Source organism: Mesoflavibacter sp. CH_XMU1422-2, from assembly GCF_037029245.1.
Lineage (GTDB): Bacteria > Bacteroidota > Bacteroidia > Flavobacteriales > Flavobacteriaceae > Mesoflavibacter > Mesoflavibacter zeaxanthinifaciens.
This window is the reverse complement of record NZ_JAYMEE010000059.1, coordinates 104,618-130,862: the sequence shown is the minus strand read 5'-3', so window position 1 is coordinate 130,862 and position 26,245 is coordinate 104,618. Positions and strand designations below refer to the sequence as shown.

At 30.8% G+C, this 26,245-nt stretch carries 23 protein-coding genes; 2 read left to right on the top strand and 21 right to left on the bottom strand.

From position 1 onward, the window contains the following. Positions 1-17 precede the first annotated feature (17 nt). The 11 genes from WA340_RS08205 to WA340_RS08155 all read right to left on the bottom strand — a co-directional run bounded on the left by WA340_RS08205 (position 18) and on the right by WA340_RS08155 (position 12,030). Positions 18-911, bottom strand: a complete 894-nt coding sequence (locus WA340_RS08205) for a tyrosine-type recombinase/integrase (RefSeq protein WP_336128427.1) — start codon at positions 909-911, stop codon at positions 18-20. 99 nt (positions 912-1,010) lie between these two features. Continuing rightward, positions 1,011-1,205: a 30S ribosomal protein S21 gene (rpsU, locus tag WA340_RS08200; protein ID WP_027880448.1), complete on the bottom strand. Its 195-nt coding sequence runs from the start codon at positions 1,203-1,205 to the stop codon at positions 1,011-1,013. A 108-nt stretch (positions 1,206-1,313) separates the two neighbouring features. Continuing rightward, positions 1,314-2,744 carry a carboxypeptidase-like regulatory domain-containing protein gene (locus WA340_RS08195; protein WP_336128425.1) on the bottom strand — a complete coding sequence of 477 codons (1,431 nt, stop codon included), beginning with the start codon at positions 2,742-2,744 and terminating at the stop codon, positions 1,314-1,316. Between the two features lie 14 nt (positions 2,745-2,758). After that, the gene (locus tag WA340_RS08190) at positions 2,759-3,928 is read right to left on the bottom strand and encodes an acyl-CoA dehydrogenase family protein (protein WP_027880446.1); all 1,170 of its coding nucleotides are present in this window, start codon (positions 3,926-3,928) and stop codon (positions 2,759-2,761) included. A 15-nt stretch (positions 3,929-3,943) separates the two neighbouring features. After that, positions 3,944-4,831, bottom strand: a complete 888-nt coding sequence (locus WA340_RS08185; RefSeq protein ID WP_336128423.1) for a ComEA family DNA-binding protein — start codon at positions 4,829-4,831, stop codon at positions 3,944-3,946. A 14-nt stretch (positions 4,832-4,845) separates the two neighbouring features. Next, a complete protein-coding gene (locus WA340_RS08180) occupies positions 4,846-6,483 on the bottom strand; it encodes an alanine/glycine:cation symporter family protein (protein ID WP_106678972.1) in 1,638 nt (545 codons plus the stop codon). A gap of 93 nt (positions 6,484-6,576) precedes the next feature. After that, positions 6,577-7,602: a potassium channel family protein gene (locus WA340_RS08175; RefSeq protein ID WP_336128420.1), complete on the bottom strand. Its 1,026-nt coding sequence runs from the start codon at positions 7,600-7,602 to the stop codon at positions 6,577-6,579. Positions 7,603-7,608: 6 nt separating this feature from the next. Beyond that, positions 7,609-7,836, bottom strand: coding sequence for a PspC domain-containing protein (locus WA340_RS08170; RefSeq protein WP_027880442.1), 228 nt, complete (start codon positions 7,834-7,836; stop codon positions 7,609-7,611). Between the two features lie 72 nt (positions 7,837-7,908). Continuing rightward, positions 7,909-9,180, bottom strand: coding sequence for a DUF2851 family protein (locus WA340_RS08165; RefSeq protein WP_336128419.1), 1,272 nt, complete (start codon positions 9,178-9,180; stop codon positions 7,909-7,911). Positions 9,181-9,397: 217 nt separating this feature from the next. After that, positions 9,398-10,378: a PLP-dependent cysteine synthase family protein gene (locus tag WA340_RS08160; protein ID WP_027880440.1), complete on the bottom strand. Its 981-nt coding sequence runs from the start codon at positions 10,376-10,378 to the stop codon at positions 9,398-9,400. A gap of 413 nt (positions 10,379-10,791) precedes the next feature. Continuing rightward, on the bottom strand, positions 10,792-12,030 hold the full coding sequence (locus tag WA340_RS08155; protein WP_336128417.1) for an ABC transporter permease: 1,239 nt from the start codon (positions 12,028-12,030) through the stop codon (positions 10,792-10,794). A 1-nt stretch (position 12,031) separates the two neighbouring features. Between WA340_RS08155 and WA340_RS08150 the strand changes: the two genes are divergently transcribed. Then, complete coding sequence (locus WA340_RS08150; protein WP_336128416.1) at positions 12,032-13,324, top strand: exo-beta-N-acetylmuramidase NamZ family protein; 1,293 nt, start codon at positions 12,032-12,034, stop codon at positions 13,322-13,324. Here the strand turns inward: WA340_RS08150 and WA340_RS08145 are convergent. The 4 genes from WA340_RS08145 to WA340_RS08130 all read right to left on the bottom strand — a co-directional run bounded on the left by WA340_RS08145 (position 13,321) and on the right by WA340_RS08130 (position 16,895). Beyond that, the gene (locus tag WA340_RS08145) at positions 13,321-14,346 is read right to left on the bottom strand and encodes a hypothetical protein (protein WP_336128415.1); all 1,026 of its coding nucleotides are present in this window, start codon (positions 14,344-14,346) and stop codon (positions 13,321-13,323) included. The genes WA340_RS08150 and WA340_RS08145 overlap by 4 nt on opposite strands. Positions 14,347-14,610: 264 nt before the next feature. Continuing rightward, positions 14,611-15,438, bottom strand: coding sequence for a sterol desaturase family protein (locus tag WA340_RS08140; RefSeq protein WP_336128413.1), 828 nt, complete (start codon positions 15,436-15,438; stop codon positions 14,611-14,613). Positions 15,439-15,465: 27 nt separating this feature from the next. Next, complete coding sequence (locus tag WA340_RS08135; protein WP_336128411.1) at positions 15,466-16,356, bottom strand: hypothetical protein; 891 nt, start codon at positions 16,354-16,356, stop codon at positions 15,466-15,468. Between the two features lie 44 nt (positions 16,357-16,400). Beyond that, positions 16,401-16,895, bottom strand: a complete 495-nt coding sequence (locus tag WA340_RS08130; RefSeq protein ID WP_336128409.1) for a YkgJ family cysteine cluster protein — start codon at positions 16,893-16,895, stop codon at positions 16,401-16,403. Positions 16,896-16,957: 62 nt separating this feature from the next. On the opposite strand from WA340_RS08130, the gene WA340_RS08125 reads away from it, so the two are divergent. Then, complete coding sequence (locus tag WA340_RS08125) at positions 16,958-17,656, top strand: class I SAM-dependent methyltransferase (RefSeq protein ID WP_336128407.1); 699 nt, start codon at positions 16,958-16,960, stop codon at positions 17,654-17,656. Here the strand turns inward: WA340_RS08125 and WA340_RS08120 are convergent. The 6 genes from WA340_RS08120 to WA340_RS08095 all read right to left on the bottom strand — a co-directional run bounded on the left by WA340_RS08120 (position 17,649) and on the right by WA340_RS08095 (position 26,215). Then, on the bottom strand, positions 17,649-18,356 hold the full coding sequence (locus WA340_RS08120; protein WP_336128405.1) for a hypothetical protein: 708 nt from the start codon (positions 18,354-18,356) through the stop codon (positions 17,649-17,651). The two genes, WA340_RS08125 and WA340_RS08120, sit on opposite strands and share 8 nt — an antisense overlap. Positions 18,357-18,364: 8 nt before the next feature. Then, positions 18,365-18,892: a DUF2059 domain-containing protein gene (locus WA340_RS08115; RefSeq protein WP_336128403.1), complete on the bottom strand. Its 528-nt coding sequence runs from the start codon at positions 18,890-18,892 to the stop codon at positions 18,365-18,367. A 47-nt stretch (positions 18,893-18,939) separates the two neighbouring features. Continuing rightward, positions 18,940-20,673 (bottom strand): TonB-dependent receptor, encoded by a 1,734-nt coding sequence (locus WA340_RS08110; RefSeq protein WP_336128402.1) that lies wholly within the window; start codon positions 20,671-20,673, stop codon positions 18,940-18,942. 30 nt (positions 20,674-20,703) lie between these two features. After that, complete coding sequence (locus WA340_RS08105; protein WP_336128400.1) at positions 20,704-23,724, bottom strand: tetratricopeptide repeat protein; 3,021 nt, start codon at positions 23,722-23,724, stop codon at positions 20,704-20,706. A gap of 102 nt (positions 23,725-23,826) precedes the next feature. Beyond that, complete coding sequence (locus tag WA340_RS08100) at positions 23,827-24,945, bottom strand: glycosyltransferase family 2 protein (protein ID WP_336128399.1); 1,119 nt, start codon at positions 24,943-24,945, stop codon at positions 23,827-23,829. 1 nt (position 24,946) lies between these two features. Next, the gene (locus WA340_RS08095; RefSeq protein ID WP_336128397.1) at positions 24,947-26,215 is read right to left on the bottom strand and encodes a hypothetical protein; all 1,269 of its coding nucleotides are present in this window, start codon (positions 26,213-26,215) and stop codon (positions 24,947-24,949) included. Between the last annotated feature and the right edge of the window lie 30 nt (positions 26,216-26,245).

Here is a 26,245-nt window from a genome sequence, read left to right as displayed (position 1 = left end):
AATTTTTGGTTAAACAATTAGTCCTTTTTACTTCTTGGATGTGCTTTCGCGTAAACTTTTTTTAGCTCTGCAATACTATTATGTGTATATACCTGTGTTGCTGCTAATGACGAATGCCCTAAAAGTTCTTTTACCGCATTAAGCTCTGCTCCTTGATTTAAAAGGTGCGTTGCAAATGAATGCCTGAGTATATGTGGACTTTTTTTTACTTTGCTTGAAGCTAGACTAAAGTACTCATTGATTATTCTATAAACAAGTGTTTCGTATAATTTAACACCTTTAACTGTTAATAGTAAGTAATCTTCATCTTCTATCTTCTCTAAAGACTTTCGTTTTTCTAAATACGTTTTTATACTATCTACAAGCATATTTAATAACGGAATGACACGCTCCTTATTTCTTTTACCAAGTATTTTAACAATTTTACTCTCTAAGTCTATGTTTTTTACCTTGATATTAATAAGTTCTATCCTTCTTATTCCTGTTGCGTAAAAAAGTTCGATAATAAGCTTGTTTCTTACACCTTCAAAACTATCTGCGTGACTTATTTTATTTAATACAGAATTTATTTCTTCTTCAGAAAAAGGCATTTGCACTTTTTTACTTGTTTTTAAGGCTTTGTGCTTTGCTAATGGATTAGTTTTAATGTATTCTGTTTTTATTAAAAATTTGAAAAAACTATTTAAGGATGAAATTTTTCGGTTAATACTTCTGTTAGAAATATTTTGATTGACCATTTGTATAATCCATGATCTTATTTGAGCGTAGTTAACTTCTTTTAGGTTTTCATTTTTATATTCTTCTTTTAAAAAATCTAGAAACGATTGTATGTCTTTACCATAAGCTTTTATGGTAAGCTCTGAGTAGTTTTTTTCGAGTAGTAAATAATCTAGAAATGATTGTAATAACATACGCTTGAGGATGAAATATAAATATACACTTTTAATTTTTGAACATAAAAAAATCCCACTTTATTTAAGTGGGATTTAATTTGTTTTGACTTAGAAAAATTAGATTGACTCTTGATCTCTTAGTCTTTGAATATATTGTGCTTTTTGAACTTGTGCTCTTTTAACAACTGAAGGCTTTTCGAATTGTTTACGCTCGTATAAAGCTTTACGCGCTCCTGTTCTGTCAAACTTACGCTTGTAACGTTTTAACGCTCTTTCTATATTCTCTCCGTCTTTTAATGGAATTATTAACATAGTGTCTTAACCTCCTCTCTTTTAAAATTTTGGTGTGCAAATATAGAAAGTATTTTAAATATTTCAACTTTAATTAAAAAATATTTTAATTACCTTAATTGTTGTCTTTTAATTTTTATTATAAAGTGAAGATCTTTTAGTTAAATCCTTGATAAGCTGCTCATCTTCTTCACTTTCTAATAAGGTATTGTAATTATCCCAAAATGATTTATGATAAGGTTTTTTTGCAAAAATATCTGGATCCCAATTTGATGTATTTACTTGCGATAGTTTTTCTTCGTCTAAAATTATTTCGGTAAATAATATTTCTTGCACTGTGTAATAAAAACGTTCTTCTTTGTTGTAACGTTCTTGCTCTTCTTCAGTTAAATTTTGATCATTCTTTAAACCTACGTTAACCAGTTTTGGTGTTTCGTAATAAATGTAGTTTGGATACATCTTGTCTTGATATTCCATATAACTAATCACTAATTTATGGTTGGTCTGTGTATCAAATAATCTTTTACTTCGTGTTTTTTGAGCTGGAGATGCTGCTACTAAATCGTATTCTATCTTTTTTATTGCAAAATTATCCCAGTAGATGTATATCCATCCTTTGGCATTGTAACCTTCGTTAAAAATACCTTCGGTATCTAAACCAACATACTCTCTTGATTTATCTATTTGTATTTTATAAATCTTACGTTCGTTATCTACTAATATGGTATCTAATCTAAATTTGTGCGTAGATAGTACATCTTCTCCAAATAAGGCGTCTGGACTTTTTGAGTTTCTTACTAAATTCAACTTACCTTTAAATAAACCTTCTAGCCCGTTTACTCTGGTATCATTCCATTTAATTGCTTTAACAAGAGATGATGTTTTTATAGTGTCTCTTCTTAAGTTTTTAGGTTTTAAATTAACGTTTGCATTATACTTTAGATATGTTGAGTACGCAAATAGACTATCTACATCTCTTAAATCGTAACTTTTTCTTACTTCGTCTACGTTTATTTTAAGATTATCCGTTTCGCCATTAACGTACGTTGTATCGTCATAAACAGTAATCGCACTTTCGATTAGCCATTTAAATTGTTTTTTATTTCGCTCTTTATGTCTTAAGAATCCTTTTTGAAGATACGCTTGTGATGGAAAATTTCTATCCAAACGCTCTAAAGCACGAAGCACAATACTATCACCTGTTTTTGGTCTTGGCGTTGCGTTTAACACCACTTCTTCTAAAGTAGCGACATCTTCTTCAAGAAAAACTTCAAATGAATTATCAAACTCCTCTACAGGTACTTTGTAACTTTTAAAACCTATTGAAGAAATTACTAAAGTGTCTTTAGCCATTTCTTGTGGTACTAAAAGTACAAACTTACCATCTGCGTTGGTTACTGTACCTATAGTTGTATTTTGAACGTAAACACTGGCATTTTCTATAGGCAATAAGTTAACAAAGTCTACTACTTTGTTTTTAAGCTCGTGCTGAGAAAAAGCTGAAACAGTTATTAAAAATAAAAATAATTTAAAACAATGTTTCAAGTAAGATAATTTCATATGATAGACTATTTTTACTTTGTAGCTGGTTTATAGTCTTTACCGTCTATAACCATTTTAGCTATTATTTCTCTTAATATTTCAGACGTTCCACCTCCAATTGGTCCTAAACGACTATCACGGAACAATCTTGCTAAAGGATATTCTTCCATATAACCATAACCACCTAAAAACTGTAAACAATCGTAAATAGCATCGTCTGCAACTTTAGTGGATTTTAATTTAGACATTGTTGCTTCTTTAACTACATATTCTCCTTTATCTAATCTAAAAGCAATATTGTAATTAAACGTCTTACATAATTCTAACTCTGTATAATGATCCGCAATTTTATGTCTTAATGCTTGAAATCTATCTATTGTCTTACCAAATGCTTCACGGTTTGACATGTACTCTAACGTATACTCTAAAGCATACTGTGTTCTTGCATGTGCATTTACACCCATAATTAAACGCTCTAAAGCAAAGTGCTGCATAATATATGGGAAGCCTTTATTTTCTTCACCCATTAAATTTGATGCAGGAATGGTTACATTATCAAACGCAATCTCTCCAGTATCTGATGCTCTCCAACCTAATTTATCTAATTTGGTTGCAGATACACCTGGCGTATCTCTGTCTATTAAAAATATGCTAATACCTTTATTGCCTAATTCAGGATTTGTTTTTGCCGCAACAATCAAATAATCACTGTAAATTCCATTAGTAATAAAGGTTTTAGAACCGTTAATAACATAATTATCTCCTTTTTTTATAGCTGTTGTTCTCATTCCTGCTACATCACTTCCGCCAAAAGGTTCTGTAATACATAAACAACCAATCATATCTCCAGCAATACTTCCAGATAGATATTTTTCTTTAATTGCTTCGCTTCCTTCTGCATTAAGGTGTGTCATAGCTAGGTAAGCGTGCGCCCAAATAGCTGCTGCAAAGCCTGCTGAGTTTATACGTTGTAACTCTTCTAAAAGGATAATCATATAGAAAATATCTAAATCTAATCCGCCGTACTTTTCAGGATAACTAATCCCTAAAAAGCCCATTTCGCCAAATTTATTCCAGATAAATCGCTCTATAGTTCCTGTTTTTTCCCATTTTTCGATATGTGGAACAACTTCTTTTTGTAAAAAATCGCGTAAACTGTTTCTAAATAATTGATGCTCTTCAGTGAAGTACATACTCTCCATAGCTTGTTAGTTTTTTTAATTGAGCTGTAAAGATAACTTAATTATATCAAATTTTTTAAGCGGAAAACCTTTAACTTTTTTCAAATCTTCTAAGCTAGAAAAACCATCGCGCAATGTTCTTTGTTCTATAATATTGTAAGCCACTTCGTAATCAATATATTTAATCGTCACTAACTGATCTCTTGTTGCTTTGTTGAGAGAAATTTTATTTATTTTTCTTGGAGTTTTAACCTCAAAATCAAGCTTGATATTTTCTATAACTTCTGTCGACAAACCATAAACTTCTGTAAGCTCTATCAAATCATAAAACCCATTTATTTTAGTTCTGTACTTTATTATTCTTGCAGAAAGTGCTTCTCCAACACCATAAACTTTTTGAAGCTGACTTGCGGTTGCTATGTTAATGTCTATTTTTTGCTCTGAAGTTTTTTCTTTCGCTTTCGCGGAAAAGTTTTGCGTATATTTTTTTGGTTTTGGATTAGTGACCCAATCTGGAAATTTAAAATAGGGAGAAATTTGATCTAATAAAGAATCTGAAACTTTAGTTACTTTTTGAAATTGTGTTGTAGAATTAATCCATTGATCCTGTTTCCTAAACTCTAAAAGCCTATTAATTTCATCTTGAGACATTCCTAAAGTGTAACCTTTATAATCAGTTATAAAATTTGGATTAAAAGGATAAATTTTAGGTTTACGGTTTTCAACTTCAACCTGTTTTAATGAGTCAATTTGATTGATAAAAGCAATTAACTCCTTATTGTTTTGTGTAGAAACAACTTCAGTTTTAAAGACATATTCAGAACCAAAATGAATAAACAACTGAATAATTATAATAAGAAGTAACAATAAAAAAATCCCATTTCGTTGTTGATTAGAAAACGTGAAATGGGATTTGATATTCATTTTAATATATTTTTTTACATTTCGTCTACCAAGTCTGTTGCTCCATCTTCTAAAGCGTCTTCCTTTTTATTGATAGCATTCATGTATTTTTTAAGTTCTTTTCTAATTAATGGTGATAGCATAACTACACCAATAATATTTGGCACTACCATTGCAAAAATCATTGCATCAGAAAAGTCTATTACTGCTCCTAAACTTATAGATGCACCTACAACTACAAAGAATAAAAATAAGATTTTATAGATTAAATCTGTTATTTTTCCTTTTCCAAAAAGATAAGCCCAACCTTGCATACCATAATAAGACCAAGAAATCATCGTACTAAAGGCAAATAAAATTACCGCAATTGTAAGTACAATCGAGAAGTGAGGAATTACCGTATCAAATGCTGTTGCTGTAATCTCTACACCTTCTTTTACCTCTACACCATATTGCATAAATGTACCACTAATAGCAGAAGAATCGCCTCCAAAGTTTGTAATGATAATTACTAAAGCTGTCATTGTACAAATTACTACTGTATCTACAAAAGGTTCTAATAAAGCAACGATACCTTCACTTGCAGGATATTTTGTACGTACAGCCGAGTGTGCAATTGCTGCAGAACCAACTCCAGCTTCATTAGAAAATGCACCACGACGTACACCTTGTATCATAACACCAATTAAACCACCTGCTATTCCTAATCCAGAAAATGCACCTTCAAAGATTAAAGCAAAAGCATCGTCTATTAAAGTGAAGTTGGCAAATAAAATTATTAATGCTGCTAACACATAAATACCAGCCATAAATGGTACAACTTTTTCTGTAACAGAGGCAATACGTTTAATTCCTCCAATAATAACAACTGCCACTAATGCAGCCATTACTATACCAAAGTACATACCTGCATTATCACCAGTTAAACCAAATAATTTTGTAAACTGTGCTGCTGCTTGGTTAGCCTGAAACATATTACCGCCTCCAAAAGATCCACCGATAACAAAAATTGCAAAAATAGCTGCTAATACTTTACCAACTCCTCCAGCTCCTTTTTCTTTTAAACCTTTAGATAAATAATACATTGGTCCACCGTAAACAGTTCCGTCTTCTCCTACGTCTCTATACTTTACACCTAATGTACATTCTGCAAATTTTGAAGCCATCCCTAAAAGACCTGCCACAATCATCCAAAACGTTGCTCCTGGTCCACCTATAGATAAAGCTACTGCTACACCTGCAATATTACCTAATCCTACTGTAGCAGACAATGCTGCTGTTAATGCTTGGAAGTGAGATACTTCTCCATCTGCCCCATCGTCTTTTATTGTTTCAAAAACATTTCCTCCTGGTGTTTGATCTCCGTAAAGTTTATCAACTCCATGTTTTTCGATGTCTTCGTATTTACCTTGAACAACTTTTACTGCTGTTTTAAACCCAGTAATATTGATAAATTTGAAATATATAGTAAAGAATAATGCTCCTCCAACTAGCACAAATAAAACCCACGGAATTTGAATATCATCTGTAAAAGGTATTTCTGCAAATATGCCTTCTACAAACCAGCCTGTATATTCTTTAAATACAGCGTCAAATTTTTCTGCAGTACTATCTTGTGCAAATGTGATTATTGGTATAATCAAAGTAAAAATTGAAAGAAGATATTTCTTCATAATTATTTTAAATTGTTAGTTATAAGTTTAGTTAAAGTTAGCAAGATGCAAAAAAATGATGAATTTTTAAAACATATGCTGTTAAATCAGTAGTTAGTCTAACTTGTATAGTGTGTTTAATTTATTGATTTGTTCTGGTCTTCCTAGTACTATTATTTTTGAGTTTGGCATTAACTTTTGGTCTGCTTCTGGGTTAACAATATACTCTCCATGCTCACCTTTGTAACCTATTACTGTACAACCTGTTTTGTGACGCAGGTCTAAATCTTTTATTGTTCTTGCTTGTTTTGATACATCATAAAGCTTTTCTACTTTAATTTCTTCTATATTTATGTTTGTTTCTCCAACAATAGCTAGATTATCTATAAACTCTATTAAATCTGGAACTACAACTAAAGACGCCATATGATCTCCTCCTATTCTATCTGGTAAGATTACATTGTTAGCTCCTGCTAATTTTAATTTTTCATAAGATGTCTCTTGAGATGCACGACTAATTATATGTAAGTCTTTTTTTATTTGTCTTGCTGAAAGTACAACAAATAAATTATCGGCATCGTTTGGCAGTGCTGATATTAACGTACTAGCACGGTCTATCCCTGCTTGATGCAAAACCTCATCTTCATTAGCATTACCTAAAATAAATGACATATTTTCATCTTGAAATTTGTCTATTATATCTTTATCTTTTTCTATAATAACAAAAGGCTTATTGTAAGCTAGCAATTTAGTTGCAGCTTGTTTTCCGTTTCGTCCATAACCACAAATAATAATATGATTAGACAGTGCATCAATTTTTTTCTGCATTTTCTTTTGTTTTAATTCTTCAATATTATTTCGGCTTAAAATATATTCGGTAATAACAGTAATAGCATACCCAACAATAATCACACTTGTTAAAATTAAAAACATTGTGAATATTTTTGATACATCATCTAAAGGTTGTACTTCTCCAAAACCTACCGTGGTAATAGTAATTACCGTCATGTACATTGCATCTACCCAACTATAATCTGACATGAATTTAAACCCTAAAACACCGACTATTAATAATATTACTAATAGTAAAACTGCTGTATAAACTTTTGATCTAAAAAGCTGAATAATTGGGTTAGTCATAATTTTTTATAGGTCAAAGACTGAAGTCCTTTTGGTATAAATAAGATCTTTTACGCGCATCCAAAACGCTAAGAATAAATACAATGCAAACCCAAAACCTAGAGTTACAAAAGCTAAGTACATAAAACTAGTTCGTACTACCTTAGCGCGAATACCTAATCGGTCAGCGATACGTTGACAAACATGATAACCTCTTTTTTGAAAATATAATAATGGCTTGTAAGATATTTGCATACCGCAAGTTAATTAATTTTAAGCTTTGTTTCTATATTTATTTTAAACAATTACTTATGATTGTAATATAAGTTAGTTGGTTAATAAAGTATTACCCACTGCGCATTGTAAACATTTATTTTTATTACAATATTCATTTTTAAGCTGAAGTAATGCTTGACTATGTAATGCTGAAGTTGCTTTTACATTTAACGAATCAAATTTATCGATAATACTATTTTTTTCTGCTGAAACTTGAGATAATAATTGTGTCAACTTTTCATCTATATCTTTTCCTTGTTGTTTCGCGTAGCAAAATTTAAGCGGAACAATCGTATTTATGATAAGTAAATCTATAAATGAAGTACTGATTTTTTTGCTGACTTTTTTTGAAACTTTTCCAAACGTATAATGCGTGTCCCAATACTCTGAAGTGCTTACTTTAAAAATATCATAAATATCTTCTTTAGTTTTACAGTCTATAATTTTTGAAAATAAATTTTTGTGCTGTGTATACAAATTAGCTAATTGCGACCAACGAATTGTCGGAAAATTAGGTGGACGCAACCTAAAAAACTGCATTGGTAGCACATTACTATTTTTTAACCCAAACTTTTGAGATAAAAACATATAATCTTTCTTCAACTTTAAAAAGTAAGCGTCTTGTACATCTTTTTCTAACAAACCTGCTTGTCCAAAAAATAAAGCTTCTAAATTTTGAAAACTGTTTTGCTGCTTCATCACTACCGAAAAATCAAAACTGTTTGCAACGCTTAAAAAGGCTTCTCCGTTAATTTTTAGACCAAAATTTTTAGCTAAAAGTTTAAATAATACTGCTTCCCAATTATTTTTAGATTGTTCTAAAACAACATTTATAACCTTTGCTTTTTGTTCTAAACGTTCAAAAAACAACCGTTCTAACCAGTTGTTTAATATAAAATCTGATATTTGATTTATTTCATTTTCGCAATTAATCCAAGTAGATTTACTATTAAATAATTTTTGATAATTATTTAATGCAGATAAATGCACGTACTTTTTAAGCTCTAAAGTAGGTATGGCTGTATTATCTTTTCTAAACACATCTGTATCATGTTGCCAAACTACATGTAAAATAACATTATCATAGTTTAAATCTACCTCATGGTTATGTACAAACCAGTCGCTAGATTTTATATGGATCTCTACATTTCCTGCCCAAAGTTGATCACCTATTGTTATTTGTGCATTAAAAAAGTCTGGTCCAGCATTATGGTTATGTGTTCCAAAACTTTTGATAGATACTGCTTCACCATTAGTAGTTTGAAGATTAGTTGACTCAAACTTTTTGTATTTCCAGAGGTAGTGTAGAAAGTCTTCTTGCATGCTTTGAAAATACGAATTTATTTTAAGTATTGAATTAATTGTCAATACTTAAAAAATTTCATAAAAAAACTCACAGCTAACCACTGTGAGTTTTTTTATCATATCGAACGAAAAAGAGATATCTAATTCGCAACTATGTTATTGTTATTTCTCCTTTTAGTCTAAATGAATTTGGATAATTTTACTTTAAAAGATTTCTGCTTTCGCAGGAATGGTTTTATTCAATATAACCTTTTTCGCGCATCCAATCGTCATTAAACATTTTTCCAACGTATCTACTTCCGTGATCATGAAATAAAACCACAACTACATCTTCTGGTTTAAAATGTTCTTTTAATTGTAGCACACCTTTTATTGCTGCTCCTGCACTATTACCTAAAAACATACCTTCTTCTTTGGCTAGTCTTTGTGTATAAACTGCTGCATCTTTATCGGTTACTTTTGTAAACCCATCGATGATGCTAAAATCTACATTTTCTGGTAAAATATCTTCACCAATACCTTCGGTTACGTAAGGATAGATTTCGTTTTCATCAAAGATTCCTGTTTCGTGATATTTTTTAAATACACTTCCGTAGGTATCTACTCCCCAAACTTTAACATTTGGATTTTGTTCTTTTAAATATTTTCCTACTCCAGAAATAGTACCGCCAGTACCTACACCAACCACAAAGTGTGTTACTTTACCTTCGGTTTGTTGCCAGATTTCTGGACCTGTACTTTCGTAATGTGCTTTTGCGTTACTTGGGTTATCGTATTGATTAACGTACCAACTATTTTCTATCTCTGTGCTTAATCGTTTTGATACTGAGTAATACGAACGTGGATCATCTGGTTCTACCGCAGTTGGACAAACTACAACTTCTGCACCTACAGCTTTTAAGATATCTACCTTTTCTTTACTTTGCTTATCTGCCATTACAAAAATACATTTGTATCCTTTTACAATAGCTGCTAATGCTAATCCCATACCTGTATTACCAGAAGTACCTTCTATAATTGTTCCTCCTGGTTTTAAGCGTCCGTCTGCTTCTGCATCTTCTATCATTTTAAGCGCCATACGATCTTTTACCGAATTACCTGGGTTAAATGTTTCGTATTTTGAAAGGACTAAACATGGTAATGCTTCGGTTAGCTTATTTATTTTTACTAATGGCGTGTTACCTATGGTTTCTAATATGTTGTTTGCGTAGTTCATTTGTTGTTTTTTGCGAGTGCAAAAGTACGGAATTGTTTTAGAATTAAAAGAAGTCCTTATGTTCATTTTGTATTGATACAAAACGAACCAAAAAATCATACCAAAATTAGGAAATTGCTAAAGCACCATTCATTTTCGGAATTTCGTGCTTCATGCTACGCATGGCATCTACGTTCCTTCATTCATTATTTCTGAATTTTGACAGGGAATTACATTATTATTTTGATAATAAATTTTGATTTAGGACTAACTCTTGCGGTTAAAAACGACCAATAGTGTTTACCCGTACTTCGACTACGCTCTGTATTTCACGTTAGCGATAGTAGTGGTTAGCTTTTGGCGAGGCGCGCATCGAGCCAAAACTAGTAACGGATAGCGCGACCCTTGTGGTAACGCCCAAAAAAATTTGAAATTTACTCGAAACTAATGGCTTTTACCGGTGAAATTTTTGACACTATTACCGATGGGATAATTAACATGAGTAAGCATAATACAAAAGTACCGATGTTAAGTGCGATAATGTACCCGATATTGAAATAAATTGGAACTGTTGAAACGTAATATGTTTTTGGATCAAGTGGAATTAAACCAAAATATTTTTGAAATAACAATAGGCTAATACCTATTAAATTTCCCCAAAATAATCCTTTTAAAATTAAGTAGGTTGCGTTGTATAAAAATATTTTTCGGATGCTTAAATTACTACTTCCTAATGCTTTTAAAATGCCTATCATTTGTGTGCGTTCTAAAATTAGTACTAGCAATGCGGTAATCATATTTATTCCTGCTACCAAAATCATGATACCTATAATGGCGTATGTGTTTTTATCAAAAATGGAAATCCACTCGAAAATTACAGGATGCATTTGGTCTACGGTTACTGCATTGAGTAAGGTTGGTACTTCTTCTCTTATTGCATTTCCGGTAGTTTCTAATTGATCAAAATCTTTGATAAACACCTCAAAACGTCCAACTTGATTATCATCCCATTTATTGAGTCTTTGTATATGTGTAATATCGCCAACAACATATAATTGATCAAATTCTTTTAATCCTGAATTGTATATACCTACAATTTGAAACGTTACAATGTTTGGCGGTCTTGAGGTATCTTCTTTTAAGAAATAGGTATTGAATTTATCACCTACTTTAAACTGTAATCGGTTTGCTAAATATTCTGAAATTAGAATTTGGTCATTCCATTTTTCTTTAGGAAAATCTGGTAGCTTCCCTTCTACTAAAAACTCTTCAAAATATTGCCAGTCGTAATCTTTACCAACACCTTTTAAAACAACATATTCAAAATCGTCTTCTAGCCTAATTATTCCTGATTTTGTTGCTGTTGCTTGTATATGTGTTACTTCTGGAACTACTGAAAATTTTGGGTAAAAATCTTGCTTTGTCGTTATTGGGCTCTGACTTTCTTGAGAGTTATTATTATCATATCTTTCTATAACTGCATGACCTTCAAAAGCAACTACTTTTTCTCTAATCTTTTTTTGTAAGCCAATACCAGTAGCAATAGCAATTAACATTACAATCATACCTAGGATTATGGCTAAAATTCCTATTTTTATAATTGGCGCCGAAATACTACTTTTATACGCCTTACTATCAATAATGCGTTTAGCTATAAAAAACTCGAGATTCAATATGATATTTTCTTTTAATTGGTGTAAAAATACAGTTTTATTATTTGTTTTAACACTATTTGCTTGTGGTAATCAAACAAAAAAAAGTTTAACTCACGCAGAAAAAACAGTTATTAAAACTGAAGCTGACACTGCAACTGAGACATCTAATCCCTTAGTACTTGGTGTTAATAGAACTAATTTATATTTACCGTTATTAAAAGGGAAACGTGTTGGAATTGTTGCTAATCAAACTTCTGAAATTACTTTTTTACAACGCGCAGTTGTAGATGAAAGTACAATGGGAAGTAAAAAAGTAACACAACATTTAGTCGATTACCTAAAAGATTATATGAGGGTTAATGTAACAACTGTTTTTGCACCAGAACATGGTTTTAGAGGTCAAGCAGATGCTGGTGAAGTTGTTAAGGACGGCATAGATACTAAAACTGGTTTACCTATTATTTCTTTATACGGCAATAACAAAAAGCCAACCGCAAATCAGTTAAAAGATATTGATGTTATTATTTTTGATATTCAAGATGTTGGCGCTCGTTTTTACACTTACATTTCTACATTACACTATGTTATGGAGGCTTGTGCTGAAAACAACATAAAAGTGATTGTTTTAGATCGACCAAACCCAAATGGGCATTATGTTGATGGTCCTATTTTAGAACCTGAATATAAAAGTTTTGTTGGCATGCATCCTGTACCAATTGTTCACGGATTAACTATTGGTGAATATGCTAAAATGGTAAACGGAGAAGGTTGGCTAAACAACAACATTACATGTGACTTAACAGTTATACCTATGGATAATTACACTCGTGATTTAGAGTATGATCTACCTGTTAAACCATCTCCAAACCTACCAAATGCAAAATCAATTAATCTTTATCCTAGTTTGTGTTTTTTTGAAGGTACTAATGTTAGCGCTGGTCGTGGTACAGATATGCAATTTCAAATTTATGGATCACCAGATTTACCTAAAACAGACTTTACTTTTACACCAAAATCTAATGATGGCGCAAAATACCCAAAACATGAAAATAAGGTTTGTAACGGTTACGATTTAAGAAATTATAAAATACTTGACAAAATAGATTTAAGCTTTATAATAAACGCTTACAATGCAACTAAAAACAAAGAAAGCTTTTTCTTAAAAAATAATTTTATAGACAAGTTAGCTGGAACCAACAAATTACAGAAACAAATTAAAGCAGGTTGGACTGAAGAAAAAATAAAAGCCACTTGGCAAAGTGGCTTAGAAGATTATTTGATTAAAAGAAAACCCTATTTAATTTATAATTAATCGTTATAAGGTTTACCGTTTGGCCTTAAGTTTTCCCTACGATACTCTTCTCTTGTCTGAACATCTACAGATTTATCATTAACAAGAGTCAAATTATATTTTACCTTTTTGGGTTTTACTGTATTGCTAGCTAATTTTTGTAGAGACTGTTCTTTTGCCTGCTTACTTTTTTCTAATTGAGCTAACATTACTCTTTTAGACGCTTCTATTTCTGCTCTTTTTGCTTCTTCTTCTCTTTGTCTTGCTTCTGCAATTCTTTTCTTTTCTGCTTCTTCTTTTAGCTTTTTTCGGTTCTCTTCAGCTAGTTTTAATTCTTCTTGATGTTTTAAAGCTTTTCGTTTTGCTAACTCGTCTTCTTTTTTAGCTTCGGCTATTGCTATTTCTTCTCTCTTTTGTTTTGCAGCTCTTTCTTCTTGTAATTTTATAAGATTTGCTTTAGCTATTACTCTTTCTTTTTCTAAAAGCGCTTCTCTCTCTTTTTTTATTCTATCACGTTCAAAAATTTCTTTATCTGATAGCTGATTTTTAGTATTTATATTATTATTACTTGCTAAACGTGTATCTTTATTAGTGCTTTTTGATAAAGGCTTTATGAATCTTTTTTCTTGTTCTTCTTGAGATAAGCTAGATCGTAAGATACTTTCTTCTAGATCTGTAATAGAATTGTCTACAGCTAAAATTTCTTTTTGCCTTACTATATCAAAAGCAATAATCATGTCTTCTCTATACACAGCAATAGTATATCTTCCTTTTGCTAAGTGGTGCAATGGTATTTTAGCACTTTTATTATCTAAATCTACCTTAACGGTCTCTTTTTGAGCATGACTTAAAAAGCTTACTCTTAGAATTGATTTATCACTTGTCATCAAAATAGTATCTCCTACTTTATTTAAATCATGTTTTAAACCTAAAGCAGAGCTATTTTTATTTTTATGAATAAGCGTAAATTTTTCTTGAGCAGTTACAGAAAAAGTCAGCACAAATAAAGCTGCGAATAGTAATGTTTTTTGTAGGTATTTCATCTTTATATTTTTAACGTAATGCTAAAAATCAATTGCTAAGGGAAGCCAAATGTATATTGAAAAAAACTTACTAAGTTAGTTTCAATATTAAAAATATGAGAAATTAGTCAAAAAGCACAAATTACTCGATTAACAACCAATTTAACTGATAATCAATAATTTATGTATGGAATTTAATGCGAAACAGATAAAAATGTAATGTTTTATTTAATTTATTAGGATAAAATCAACAAAATGAAAAAATAATTGAAATTTACACAAAAACTAATCTGTTGTAGGCTTTCTGTATTTGTGAAAAGGTTGCTTTAAAAGATGAATTAAACTACCATTTTCTTCCTCATTAGGAAAGGTATCTACACCATATACAATATCTTCTCGGTTCATGTACATATAAGTACCAAAAAGTCTATCCCAAATAGAAAAAATATTACCGTAGTTAGAATCTGTATATGGTAATTTATAATGATGATGAATCTTATGCATATCTGGAGAAATAAACACGTAACTAATTAATTTATCTACACGCTTAGACATTTTGATATTAGCATGTGTAAACTGCGTAGCAACAAGTGACATTGACTGATACAAAAACACTATTGCTATTGGCGTACCAACTATAAATACACCTGCAAGTGTAAATGCAAATCTTATAATACTTTCTATTGGATGATGTCTATTTGCTGTGGTTGTATCTACATTATGATCAGAATGATGTACAAGATGTACCATCCAAAGTGGTTTTACTTTATGCTCTACATAATGTGCTAAGTAAGCTCCAAAAAAGTCTAAAAATAAAACTCCTAATAGCGCGTATAACCATAAAGGCATTTCTGGTAACCAATTGATGATCCCAAAGTTATTTTCTTTCACCCAAAAAGATGTGAAAATTAATAATCCTGCTAATGTAAAATTAATAATAACCGTTGTAAGTGTAAAAAATAGGTTAGGCAATGCATGCTTCCATTTTTTGTATTTAAAATTAAAAAGTGGCAACATACCTTCTAATATCCAAAAAAGCGTAATACCACCAACTAACAACGCACTTCTGTGTGTTGATGGTATAGCCTCGAAGTAGTTTAAAAGTGTTTCCATAACTAACTACAAGATATAAAATAAAGTTTATTTTGTAATAAACTTTATTTTATTCAAATCATTTTGAGTGACTTGATCTTGCCATTTTAAGGATTCTTCTATTTTACCTATACCTTTTAATGAAGCATATTGTAAAAAGGCATATAGTGATTTATTAATTTTATCTATACTAGTCTCATTTGTCTTTTTTAAAGCACGGTAAACTTTACGATGTCTACCTAAGATTAAATCTTTATTTAAGTCTAATAATTCTATTTTTTGAGTTAAAGCAGATTTATTATCAAAATTACTTTTTTCTAACAATGTCTTAGCTTCATTCATATAAATATCAGATAAATTAACAATCTCTTTTTTAACGTCGTCTTTAGCATAAGTTGCAAAATCTAAATATTTAACTGCGAGTCTAAATGCAGACGAAAATGACTTGTTTTCAAAATAACCTGTCATTTCAGATTTTAAAAATGATAAGTTTAACGCATAGCTTCTAATCAGTCTAGTAAGGTTTAAAATACCGTATTCATCTTGAAAACCTGTGTTAATTATATTTCCATTTGGATCCATAACTTTTAAAAAGTCATCATTAAAACGGTCTTTATACTTGTAGTTTTTATCGGTTAAATATTCTGCTGCAAGATCATCATAATTACTCTCACTAATTATGACTGGCACAAAATATTCCCAAACTAATTTGTTTGCGTTTTCATCTTCAAATAGCTTTACCTCGTACTTAATACCTTTATTGTCTTCTATCAAAACAGGATAAGCATAACTTGCAGAGTTTTCCCAAACTGCTAAAATCATCTTATCTTCCATTAAAGCCAATCTTTTAGCAAATTTAAAAGAGGTTAACCATTCTTGCGACCAAGAAAAACTAGTTACAAAAACACATAATAATAAAGCAAATACACTTTTTTTCATAGAATTAAATTTAGACCATTAATGCACAAAAACCAAACCAAATGTTATAGATTAATACGTTTTTTCATAGCTTCAACTATATTATAAGCTGCAGGACAAATGGCTACATTTTTCATTGTTAAATTTGATATTTGCTGAAACTTTTTTCTATCCGTATGCGGAAACTCGGCACAAGCTTTGGGTCTAACATCATAAATAGAACAATAATTATCGGCACCTAAAAACGTACACGGTACGCTTTGCAATACATAATCATTATCTTCATCAATACGCAAATACGTGTCGATAAATTGTTGTGGTTTCATTTTAAAATACTTAGCAATACGCTCTACATCCTTATTAGTAAATAATGGACCTGTTGTTTTACAACAATTAGCACATTCTAAACAATCTGTACGGTCAAATTCTTCTTCATGCAACTCTTGCATGATATAATCTAATTTTTTTGGTGGTTTCATTTTTAGCTTTGTAAAAAAGGTTTTGTTTTCCTTATGCTTATCTTTGGCAAGCTTTGGAAGTTTATTTATAAACTCTTGCATTCTGCAAAAATACTATTTTACCACTATGTTTTCGCTTTCGCGGAAATGAAAATTAAAACTAAATGAAAGACCTTTTTGGAAAAGCTTTATTAGATTATTATAACGGTAACTACACCGAAGACATTATAACCTCAACAAACATTTCTGATGAGGACGAGTTACCGCTTCCTTATCTTTTTAGAAGTTTTAAAGACATGCCTAAACTAGAGCAAAAAGCACTAAAATTAGCAAAAGGTAAAACGCTTGATGTTGGTTGTGGCGCAGGTAGCCATAGTTTGTATTTACAACAAAAAGATATTAAAGTTAAAGCAATTGATATCTCTGAAGGCGCTGTAAAAGTCGCAAAACAAAGAGGCGTTTTAAATATTGAACACAAATCTATTTTAGATGAAACCGAAACTTTTGATACTATTCTTTTACTTATGAATGGCACTGGTATTTTTCAAACCTTAAATCAAGTGTCTAAACACCTATTACACTTAAAATCTATTTTAAATAAAAATGGACAAATCTTAATTGATTCTAGTGATATAAAATATATGTACTTAGATGAAGATGGCGGATTTTGGCACGATATGAATGCTAATTATTATGGCGAATTAGATTATTACATTTCTTATAAAGGTGAAAAAGAAACACCAATGAAGTGGCTTTACCTAGACTTTAATTTATTGGATACCGCATGCAAAGCTGTTGGTTTAAAATGCGAAATGCTCGCTGAAGGCGAGCATTATGATTATTTGGCTAAAATTTTTATTTAGTCTTCCATACTAAAACTCTTAATTTAAAATTATCATCAACTAAAGACTTCACATTACTTCTTAATTTTAAATTAAACCTATTTTTAAAATAACTCATTATTTTTTCATCAAATTTATCGCCTAGTCCTTTTTTTACTGTTATCTTGTTTACACTTGAAAGATTATTGTCAAAAGCAACTTCATATAGACCATAATCATTATCAAACTCATAATATTTTGATCGACTAAAATCTGACTGAAAAAAAGACAGATTACTTTCATAAAAACTTAAAGACTCTAAATTTTCCTTTCGTAGATTGTTTAAGATTTTCAATTTACTTAAATCATCTTTAGCTCTCCTGTTTTTTAAATTAACTGAAGGATTACATTCACTGATAATTAATTTATTTTCTTCAGATATATTAATATAAAAAAGCCATTCTGAATCTTTTTTTGGGTTTGGTATTGGACAAATCCCACTTGGTTCTGAGAAATAAATTATATTTGAATTGTACTTAAAATTTATTTTTTCTAAAAATTCAACCTCTATTTTTTTTGCTTGTTTAGAATTACTATGATACTCTAACACCTTAACTACTTTAGCTGTAAAAATATTATCAAAACTATTAAGTTTAGTACTTAATGTTCCGTAACTACAACTACAAGCATAGCTAACCACTGAAAAAAGGAATAGCCCTATTGTTAAAGTATTAACTTTCATAAAATCACTTAAAGATTATAACCTTTTTCTGATAATTTAGAAATTACACCTTGGTATAAATCTTTACTCCACATTTCAGAAATATTACTCATAGACGCATTCATAGAGTCCTGTGAGTTTACAATTTTCTGTCCTGTTTCGCTTGCATAAAATTCTTTTAAAACCACTTTATCACCTTCTGACAACTCTTCTGGTTTAAACATGTTTTGTCCTGCTTTGGTTGCATATAATGCATTCATATTTTTTACATCTTCATGCGTAAAATGTGCGCGATAAGCAGACACAATCATTTGAGCTAACTCATCCATTGCATCTGTTTTTTCTGCTTTTATTTCTGTCCATACTTTTGCTGGTACGTTTTGAGACTCAAATTGCTCTTCTAACATTGTAAACATTTGGTCTACTACATTTTCATAATAAGCAATGGTACCATTACTTTTTATGCATTTTTTTACGTCTTCGCTATAGGCATCAACTTGCGCAAAACCTAAATTTGCTACTACTAAAAAGCAAATAAGAGTGATTATATTTTTCATTTTAAAGGTTTATTGTTATTTCAAATTTAACAATTATTATGCCAATACTAATTAAAATCAAACTTATAAGTCGCACCAGCTAAAATCTGAATACCTTGTACTGGTGTGTTTTGCCACTTATTATAGTTTTGAGACGCCATATTATTTGCCTTTAAAAATGCAGACCATCTATCGGTAATGTGATAACCCACATGTGCATTAGCATCAAAATAACTATCTAAAGTTACTACTTGATTTGTTGGTGGAGCTAATAGACTTGGCACAAATAATAAATCTTTACGCTCTCCAACATAAAATAAGTTAGCGCCTGCAAACCAATGTTCGTCTATTTGGTAATCTAAAAATAAAGACGCTTCAATATCTGGTAGGTTCCATGCTTCTTCTTCATTTTTAACATCATACGTAAAATATTCGGCTTTTAATCCTAAGCTAAAGTTTCTGTTTACGTCTACATTTACTTCACCTGCAACGCTAAACGTGTTTACATTATCATAAGTTACTCCAAAAGAATTTCCGTAAGTATATGGTTGGTCTGTTGCCAACACATCATTATTTACAAATAAAGCTTTGTTTTTTTCGGCTTGATATCTTCCGCTAATCGTATAACTTGTATTACTAGATAATTTTCCTCTTAATCCTCCAAATGCATTGTATTGCTGATCTGTAGGAACAATAAATAAATTTGGTGACACAAACGGATTTTCTTGCGCAAAATCATGATAGTTATTTTGTATTAATCCTCCTTTTACTCCTGCAAACACGATTAAAATTTCGTCTACTAATTTATAACTTGCTGCAATATCTGGATAGATAAAAAACTTACTATCACTTGCTTCAGTATTATTAAAATAAACTGCTTTTAAACCTAAATCTACCGTTAGATCGTCTTGCTTAAGTTGTAATTTTGGATTGACACCAACTTGAAAATTACCATAGTTTAATTCGGTTGGCGAATAGTAATCGCGATCAAAACTTCCGCTTAAATAATCTACAAAAACACCTGTATTTATATCTAAATCTTGAATGGTTACTGTACCGTTTACATCGGCTTTAAATCTATTTTCTCCAGAACTGTAATCATCTCCAAAACGTCTAAACAACACACTTCCATCATTAACAATTGCATCTTCAAAATTAATATCACCACCAACATGAGCTGTGTAATAAGAATGACCAACGTCCAATCCATCTGCTGTTGTCTGATCATATAATGGTTGCTGTAAACCATACCAATTATAGGTTTGATATTGAAATCCGCCTAAAGCAGACCAGGTAAAGTCTCTATTTCTATTAGTATAGCTTAAATTTAATTTAGAATCTGAAAAACCACTATCTGTCAACACATCTTCCACATCGCCTTGAGACGATTGATGTGCAATATGAGCACTTACAGACTGATCACGACCAATTGCATGATTTAAAAACACTTCTCCAACAATAGTTGTGTAAGTCCCAACACCTAAACTAGCATAGTTATCGTATAATTTCACTTTTTTTGCTTTGTCAACAACTGCTGCTTTACCTTTTGCAGGTGTAAATGTAGATGCTACAGGAAACGAAAAAATATTGTATTGCACTTCTTTTTTTGCACCAGTTTCGGTATCATCTAACGTTGGTGTTTCTTTTACTTTAAATGCGTCAGAAACGGTTGGTGTATATGGCTTTATAACATCTATAACATCTGTATTAATAGTGTCTTGATCTCTTTCTTGAGAAAATAACATTACGGTTGTTATCAACGATAAAAACAGTAATATGATTTGCTTTTTGTTATTAAACATAATTTAGTTTTATTGAATTATGATTGTATCTTAATCTTCGGTAATTACAGAAGAATTTGTTTTAGCTTCTTCAGCTTTTATAGTTGCTAATTCGGCTTCGGCTTCTGTCTTTACATCTTCAAAGTTGCTGAAGTTTTTAATCACACTTTCTAAAATGTAAGTCGCTTGAAACGCATCGCCTAAAGCATAAAAATTCTTTGCCATAACGATTAACCCTTTTGCTCCGTAATATTTATAACCCGAATAATCTTTAGCTAATCGCTGTGCTACTGCATTAGACGCTTCATAGTTGCCTTCTTTGTTTTTAAAATAAGCACTGTAGTACAAAGCTTCTGCAGCTGTCTCACCAGTTGCGGTTTCTTCAACTTTTTGATATGCTGTTTTAGCTTTAGCTTCATTATTTGTTTTAATTGCAGAACGTGCAATGATGACGTAAGCATCGCTTTTAATTTTGTTATCTAAATTGTTGTTAGCAAGTACTTTTTCCGCGTAAGCTACAGCTTGACTAAATTGCTCTAGCTGGTAATTGGCTTGCATTAAATTAGACTGCGCAAACAGAGAATTTTGCGGAAAATTAGATTCGGCTTCCAAACGCTTTAACGTTGGTATTGCTGCATTCCAATCTTTTTGATCTAACTGAATTTGAGACAAACGTAGCAATGCTTCTTCCGTAAATTCGCTTTGTGATTGGTTTACAACATATTCAAAATGTGGTTTTGCATTATCTGTTAAGTCCTTTTTAAAATACATTTGCGCCAAATAGAAATGTGCAGAGTTAGCATGTAATCCATTAGGAAATTGGTTTAAATAGTTATTAAACTGCTTAATCGCTGCATTGGTATTGTTGTCTAAAAATTGTTTTTCGGCAGCTTCGTAAGTGTCGTTATCTAAATCGGCATCGGTAACTTCTACATAATCCAAAGTACTTACCCAAGCCGCATAAGCATCTACCTGACCTAAGTCTATGTAAATTAATCGTGCAGTAGAAACTGCTTGATTGGCTTCTGCCGAATTTGGATAATTCTCTGCCACAGCTTTTAACTTAGTCAATGCACGTTGATTATCACTTTTATTGTAAAACACTAATCCTTGACGTAATTGTGCTTTGCTGTTAAACGGACTTGTTTTGTATTCTGAAATTAGGCGATCAAAGGTCTGAATTGCTTTAGCATCGTCACCAGATTTTACATAAGAATCTCCTAACGCATACATCGCATCATCACGTAATTTTGAATTTTTATAGGTTGAAATAAATTGCTCTAACTCACTTCTTTTTTTAGCATCTTGACTAATGTAACCATAACTCATCGCCTTTTGAAAGAACGCATAATCGTTTTCTAATTGTCCAACAGCAATTGCTTTTTCGTAAGCCGAAATAGCATCTGTATAACGACTTGATACAAAATAACCATCGGCTAAACGCAAGTAAGCATCATTCAATCTTACTTTATCTTCTTTGTGTTTTGAGATAAAACTGTTGAAATACTGTGTCGCTTCACTATACTTTTTCTGTTTAAAATAGGTGTAAGCAATGTTGTAATCTAAGTTAGTATATTCAGTAGTTGAAGGCGCTTCAGCTTGTTGTTCAAACTGTTTAAAACCAATTAAAGCTTCGTTGTAATCACTTAAATTGTAATCGGTTTCGGCATTCCAAAACGTTGCGCGAGCCGTAAAGGTTTGGTCTTGTTGCTCGCTTAAAGATTTTTCAAAAAGGTCTTTTGCGTCTTGGTAATTTCCTTCATTATACAATTCTAAACCACGATAAAACGCTACTTTTTGATACGCTACTTTGCTTTCAAAACTCTTTTTGTTTTTTAATAATTCTAACGCTTCTTTGTAGTTTTTAGAGGTGATGTAAGAGTCTATTAAAAGTGCTTCTATTTCATCTTTATATTGCGTATCAGGATATTTTTCTAAATAACCTGTCAATACTTGTGGTACCGATTGGTAAGCGTTACCAATCTCGTAACTAATTTTAGCATAATTTAACCAAGCATCTTCCTGGATTTTTAAATCGTAATCCATTTGAGATGCATTTCTAAAAGCGTTTAATGCTTCTTGCTTTTTACCAACATGCACGTAACTTTCACCTAAATGATAATAAGCATTTTGGGCAACGCTATTATTTGCGCTTACTATTTTATTAAATTCTGAAATCGCACTATCGTAATCCTTTTGCTTGTAATAAGCGTAACCTAATTGGTAATAATCGGTATTGCTCCACTTACCTTTTCTACCTTGGTATTCTTTTAAATACGGAATGGCTTCGCTGTATTTTTCTAGGTTGAAATAGCTTTCGCCTATAATTTTATTAAGTTCTGAAATTTCATTTCTATCACTAGTTGGTAATTTTTCTTTGGCTAACTCTATCGCTTTTTCAAACTTACCTAGTTTAAAGTTTAAATCTGCTTGATAATAACTTAGCTTTTCTTTGTATTTTTCTTCATCACTAACTTGATCAAAATACTTGTTGGCGCTATCATAATCATCACCTTGATAAGACATGAAACCAAGATAGTATTTTGCTTGAGAGCCATATTTTTGTGAAGTCTCTACACGCGTTAAATACTTTTTAGCATCGTTATAATTTTTGGTAACAAATGAAGCGTAACCATTATTAAAATTGAATTTTTCTCGGTCTGCTCGACTCATAGACGCTTCATCTACTTTATCATACCATTTTTGTGCGTAGGCGTATTTTCCGTTTTCAAAATAATAATCGGCTACATCTAAAAAGGCTGTGTTTTTTTTGGTACTTGTTGGATAATTTTCAACAAAATTTTCCATCATTGCATCTGCACCTTGTTGGTTTAATCTAATTGCAGAATTAGCAATATAGAAAGCACAATCGCTTTCGATATTTGGATTATCGGTTTGCTTTTTAACCTGACTAAACAAGGTTTGCGCTGCTAAATATTGTTGATTATTAAATAGTTGAAGTGCTTTTTGATAATCGGTTAAAGAACTTGTATAAATGGCGGTTTGTTGCGCCATCATCACTACCGAAAATAGAAAAACCACTAAAAAGGTGAGCTGTTTTTTTACTAACATTGACACGTTTTTTAAATTGTAAATCAAAGATAAATTAATCTAATAGCTTAACGTTAGATTTAACTAATAATTATAAACGGAGTTATTAAATGTAGACTTTAGCTAATCCTTTTTATCTACTAAACCAAGTATACTAAAGAAAAAGCTAAACAAAATTAGTTGTACACCAAGCGCTGTGAAAATTGCTGAAGGAATTAAGAGTTTTAACTCTTCGAAAGAAGAAGTTTCTGCTAAAAAGCAATAGATTAAACTTGCGCTTCCGCCAAGAATCATTAAAAATCCAACTAACAAACCTTTCTCTAAAGTAAAATATTTAAATAGGTTATTATAGTTTTTTCCTCTTGGAATTAGGTTTTGATTTGTAGCATAAATCTTTGTTAGCGCATAAAATAATATAAACTGAAACCCGATGAGTATTAATGAAGACGAAACCGGCAACCATTTTATTAAGTTATCTTCTGGCTTAACCACTAAATAAACTGTAGCAATTAAGTCTATTAATAATAATAACAACCCAGGAAAAAGAAACAACCATTTTGGACTGTACAGCAATAAAAAACGAAGGTGACGCCATCCATCTGGAAATGTTCTTAAATGCGCTTTACGTGTTCTTCCTGCTGGAAAAACTGTGGTTGGCACTTCGGTTATTTTAAGATTTAACATTGAGGCTTTTACAACAATTTCTGAAGCAAACTCCATTCCTGTAGATTTTAAATCTAGTGTTTGGTATGCTTTTTTATTAATACCTCGTAAACCACAATGAAAGTCGTTTATTTTAGTTTTAAAAAATAAATTTCCAATAAAACTCAGTACTGGATTACCTAAATACCGATGTAAAAAAGGCATTGAGTTTTCAATTTTTTCGCCTTTAAAACGATTACCCATTACCAAGTCATAACCTTCGCGCAGTTTTTTTACAAAAGGCATTAGGTTTTCTAAATCATGACTATCGTCTGTATCTGCAGTAATTACATATTTACCTTGGGCTGCTTCAATCGCGCCTCTTGACGCACTACCATAACCTTTTTCTTTTACATCTACCACTGTAGCGCCTAAAGCCAATGCTAATTTTTGAGAACCATCTGTGCTTCCGTTATCACCAATAACAACTTCTCCAGAAATATTGTTTTCTTTTAAAAAATGTAATGCTTTTGTTATACAATTTTCTATGGTTTCAGCTTCATTTAAACATGGCATTACTATGGATAACTCTACAGACATCTTATGCTTTTTTAATTTTAGAATCTAATATTAAAATAAATGCTACTAATAAAACCCAATCAAAATAAAAAGTATACCTATAAATTGAATGTACTACCATTGCGATGATTATTCCGTTTAAAACTTTTAAAGTTATTGCTATTCCTAAAAACAACATCGTATTATCTTTAAAAAACATGATGCAATATAAGAGTAATAATCCTAAAGCAAGACACATTTGTATACCGCCAAATCCTTTAATAAAGCTTTTTACAACCATTCTTACCCATGTTTTAAAGTTTGCTTTTAATAAAGGCAAAAACATACTAGATGTCATTTGGTCTACCTTGTATTGCTGTTCTAAATAATTATACCCTTGCGTGCCATAATAATCCATGTTAGCCTGATGAATTGAAGCGTTACAAATTTTTGAAAAGTTGTTCTCAAAAAAAAGATAATCATCTACATATTTGGTTTGTATAGCTTGGTTTCTTGTTATTTTTTTATCTAACATTAAATCGTATGTTCTATTAAAAAAAGCTTTTTCTTCAGGATTAGAAAATAGATTTTTATCTTCCGCATTAGCGATATAAAAAGGATTTGTTATAAAATGCACATAGGTCATAGCATAACCTTTAAATTCACCTATAACTATTTTATTATAAGTCTTTTCTAAAAGACTACTTAAAAAAGGTGTTGCTAATGTTAAGCATAAAACAATGATTCCTTTTTTATAATTTTTAGAATGAAAAGCAACATAAATAAATGCTAAAACTATTAATGGCAAAAAAGCTAAAAATTGTCCTCTTGTAAATAGTAAAACAAAAAAAACGGCAATTAGTTTGTAAGAATTCTTGAGTGTTTTATTAGATAATAATTTAAAAATTTCAGCAATAAAAATTAAAATTAAAGGAAACACTATAGCTTCAGAAAGCACTCTATTTACAGATAAATAAAAGTACAACCCATTTATTAAAATTGAAAACTGGATTAATAAAATTCCTACTGCTGATAGATTGATTTTTGATTTGATTGACTTTAATAAATAATTAATAGCAAATACAAAAAATAAATACTGTAAGACTAAAACTGGCACCTCATAATAATCGCCAAAAACAGTCGTTGTCAGTTTTAAGAACAGACTATAAACAGGCGACCTGTTAATTTGCATATCTAAAAACGCATAACTATCTGGATAAAAAATAGCACCAGTTATTAAGACTTTTAAAAGTCCTAAAACAAAAATTATGAGATAAATTATACGGTATTTGGTAGGCAGTAATTTTATCATTTTTTGTAAAAAGGACTAAGGTAATGCTTT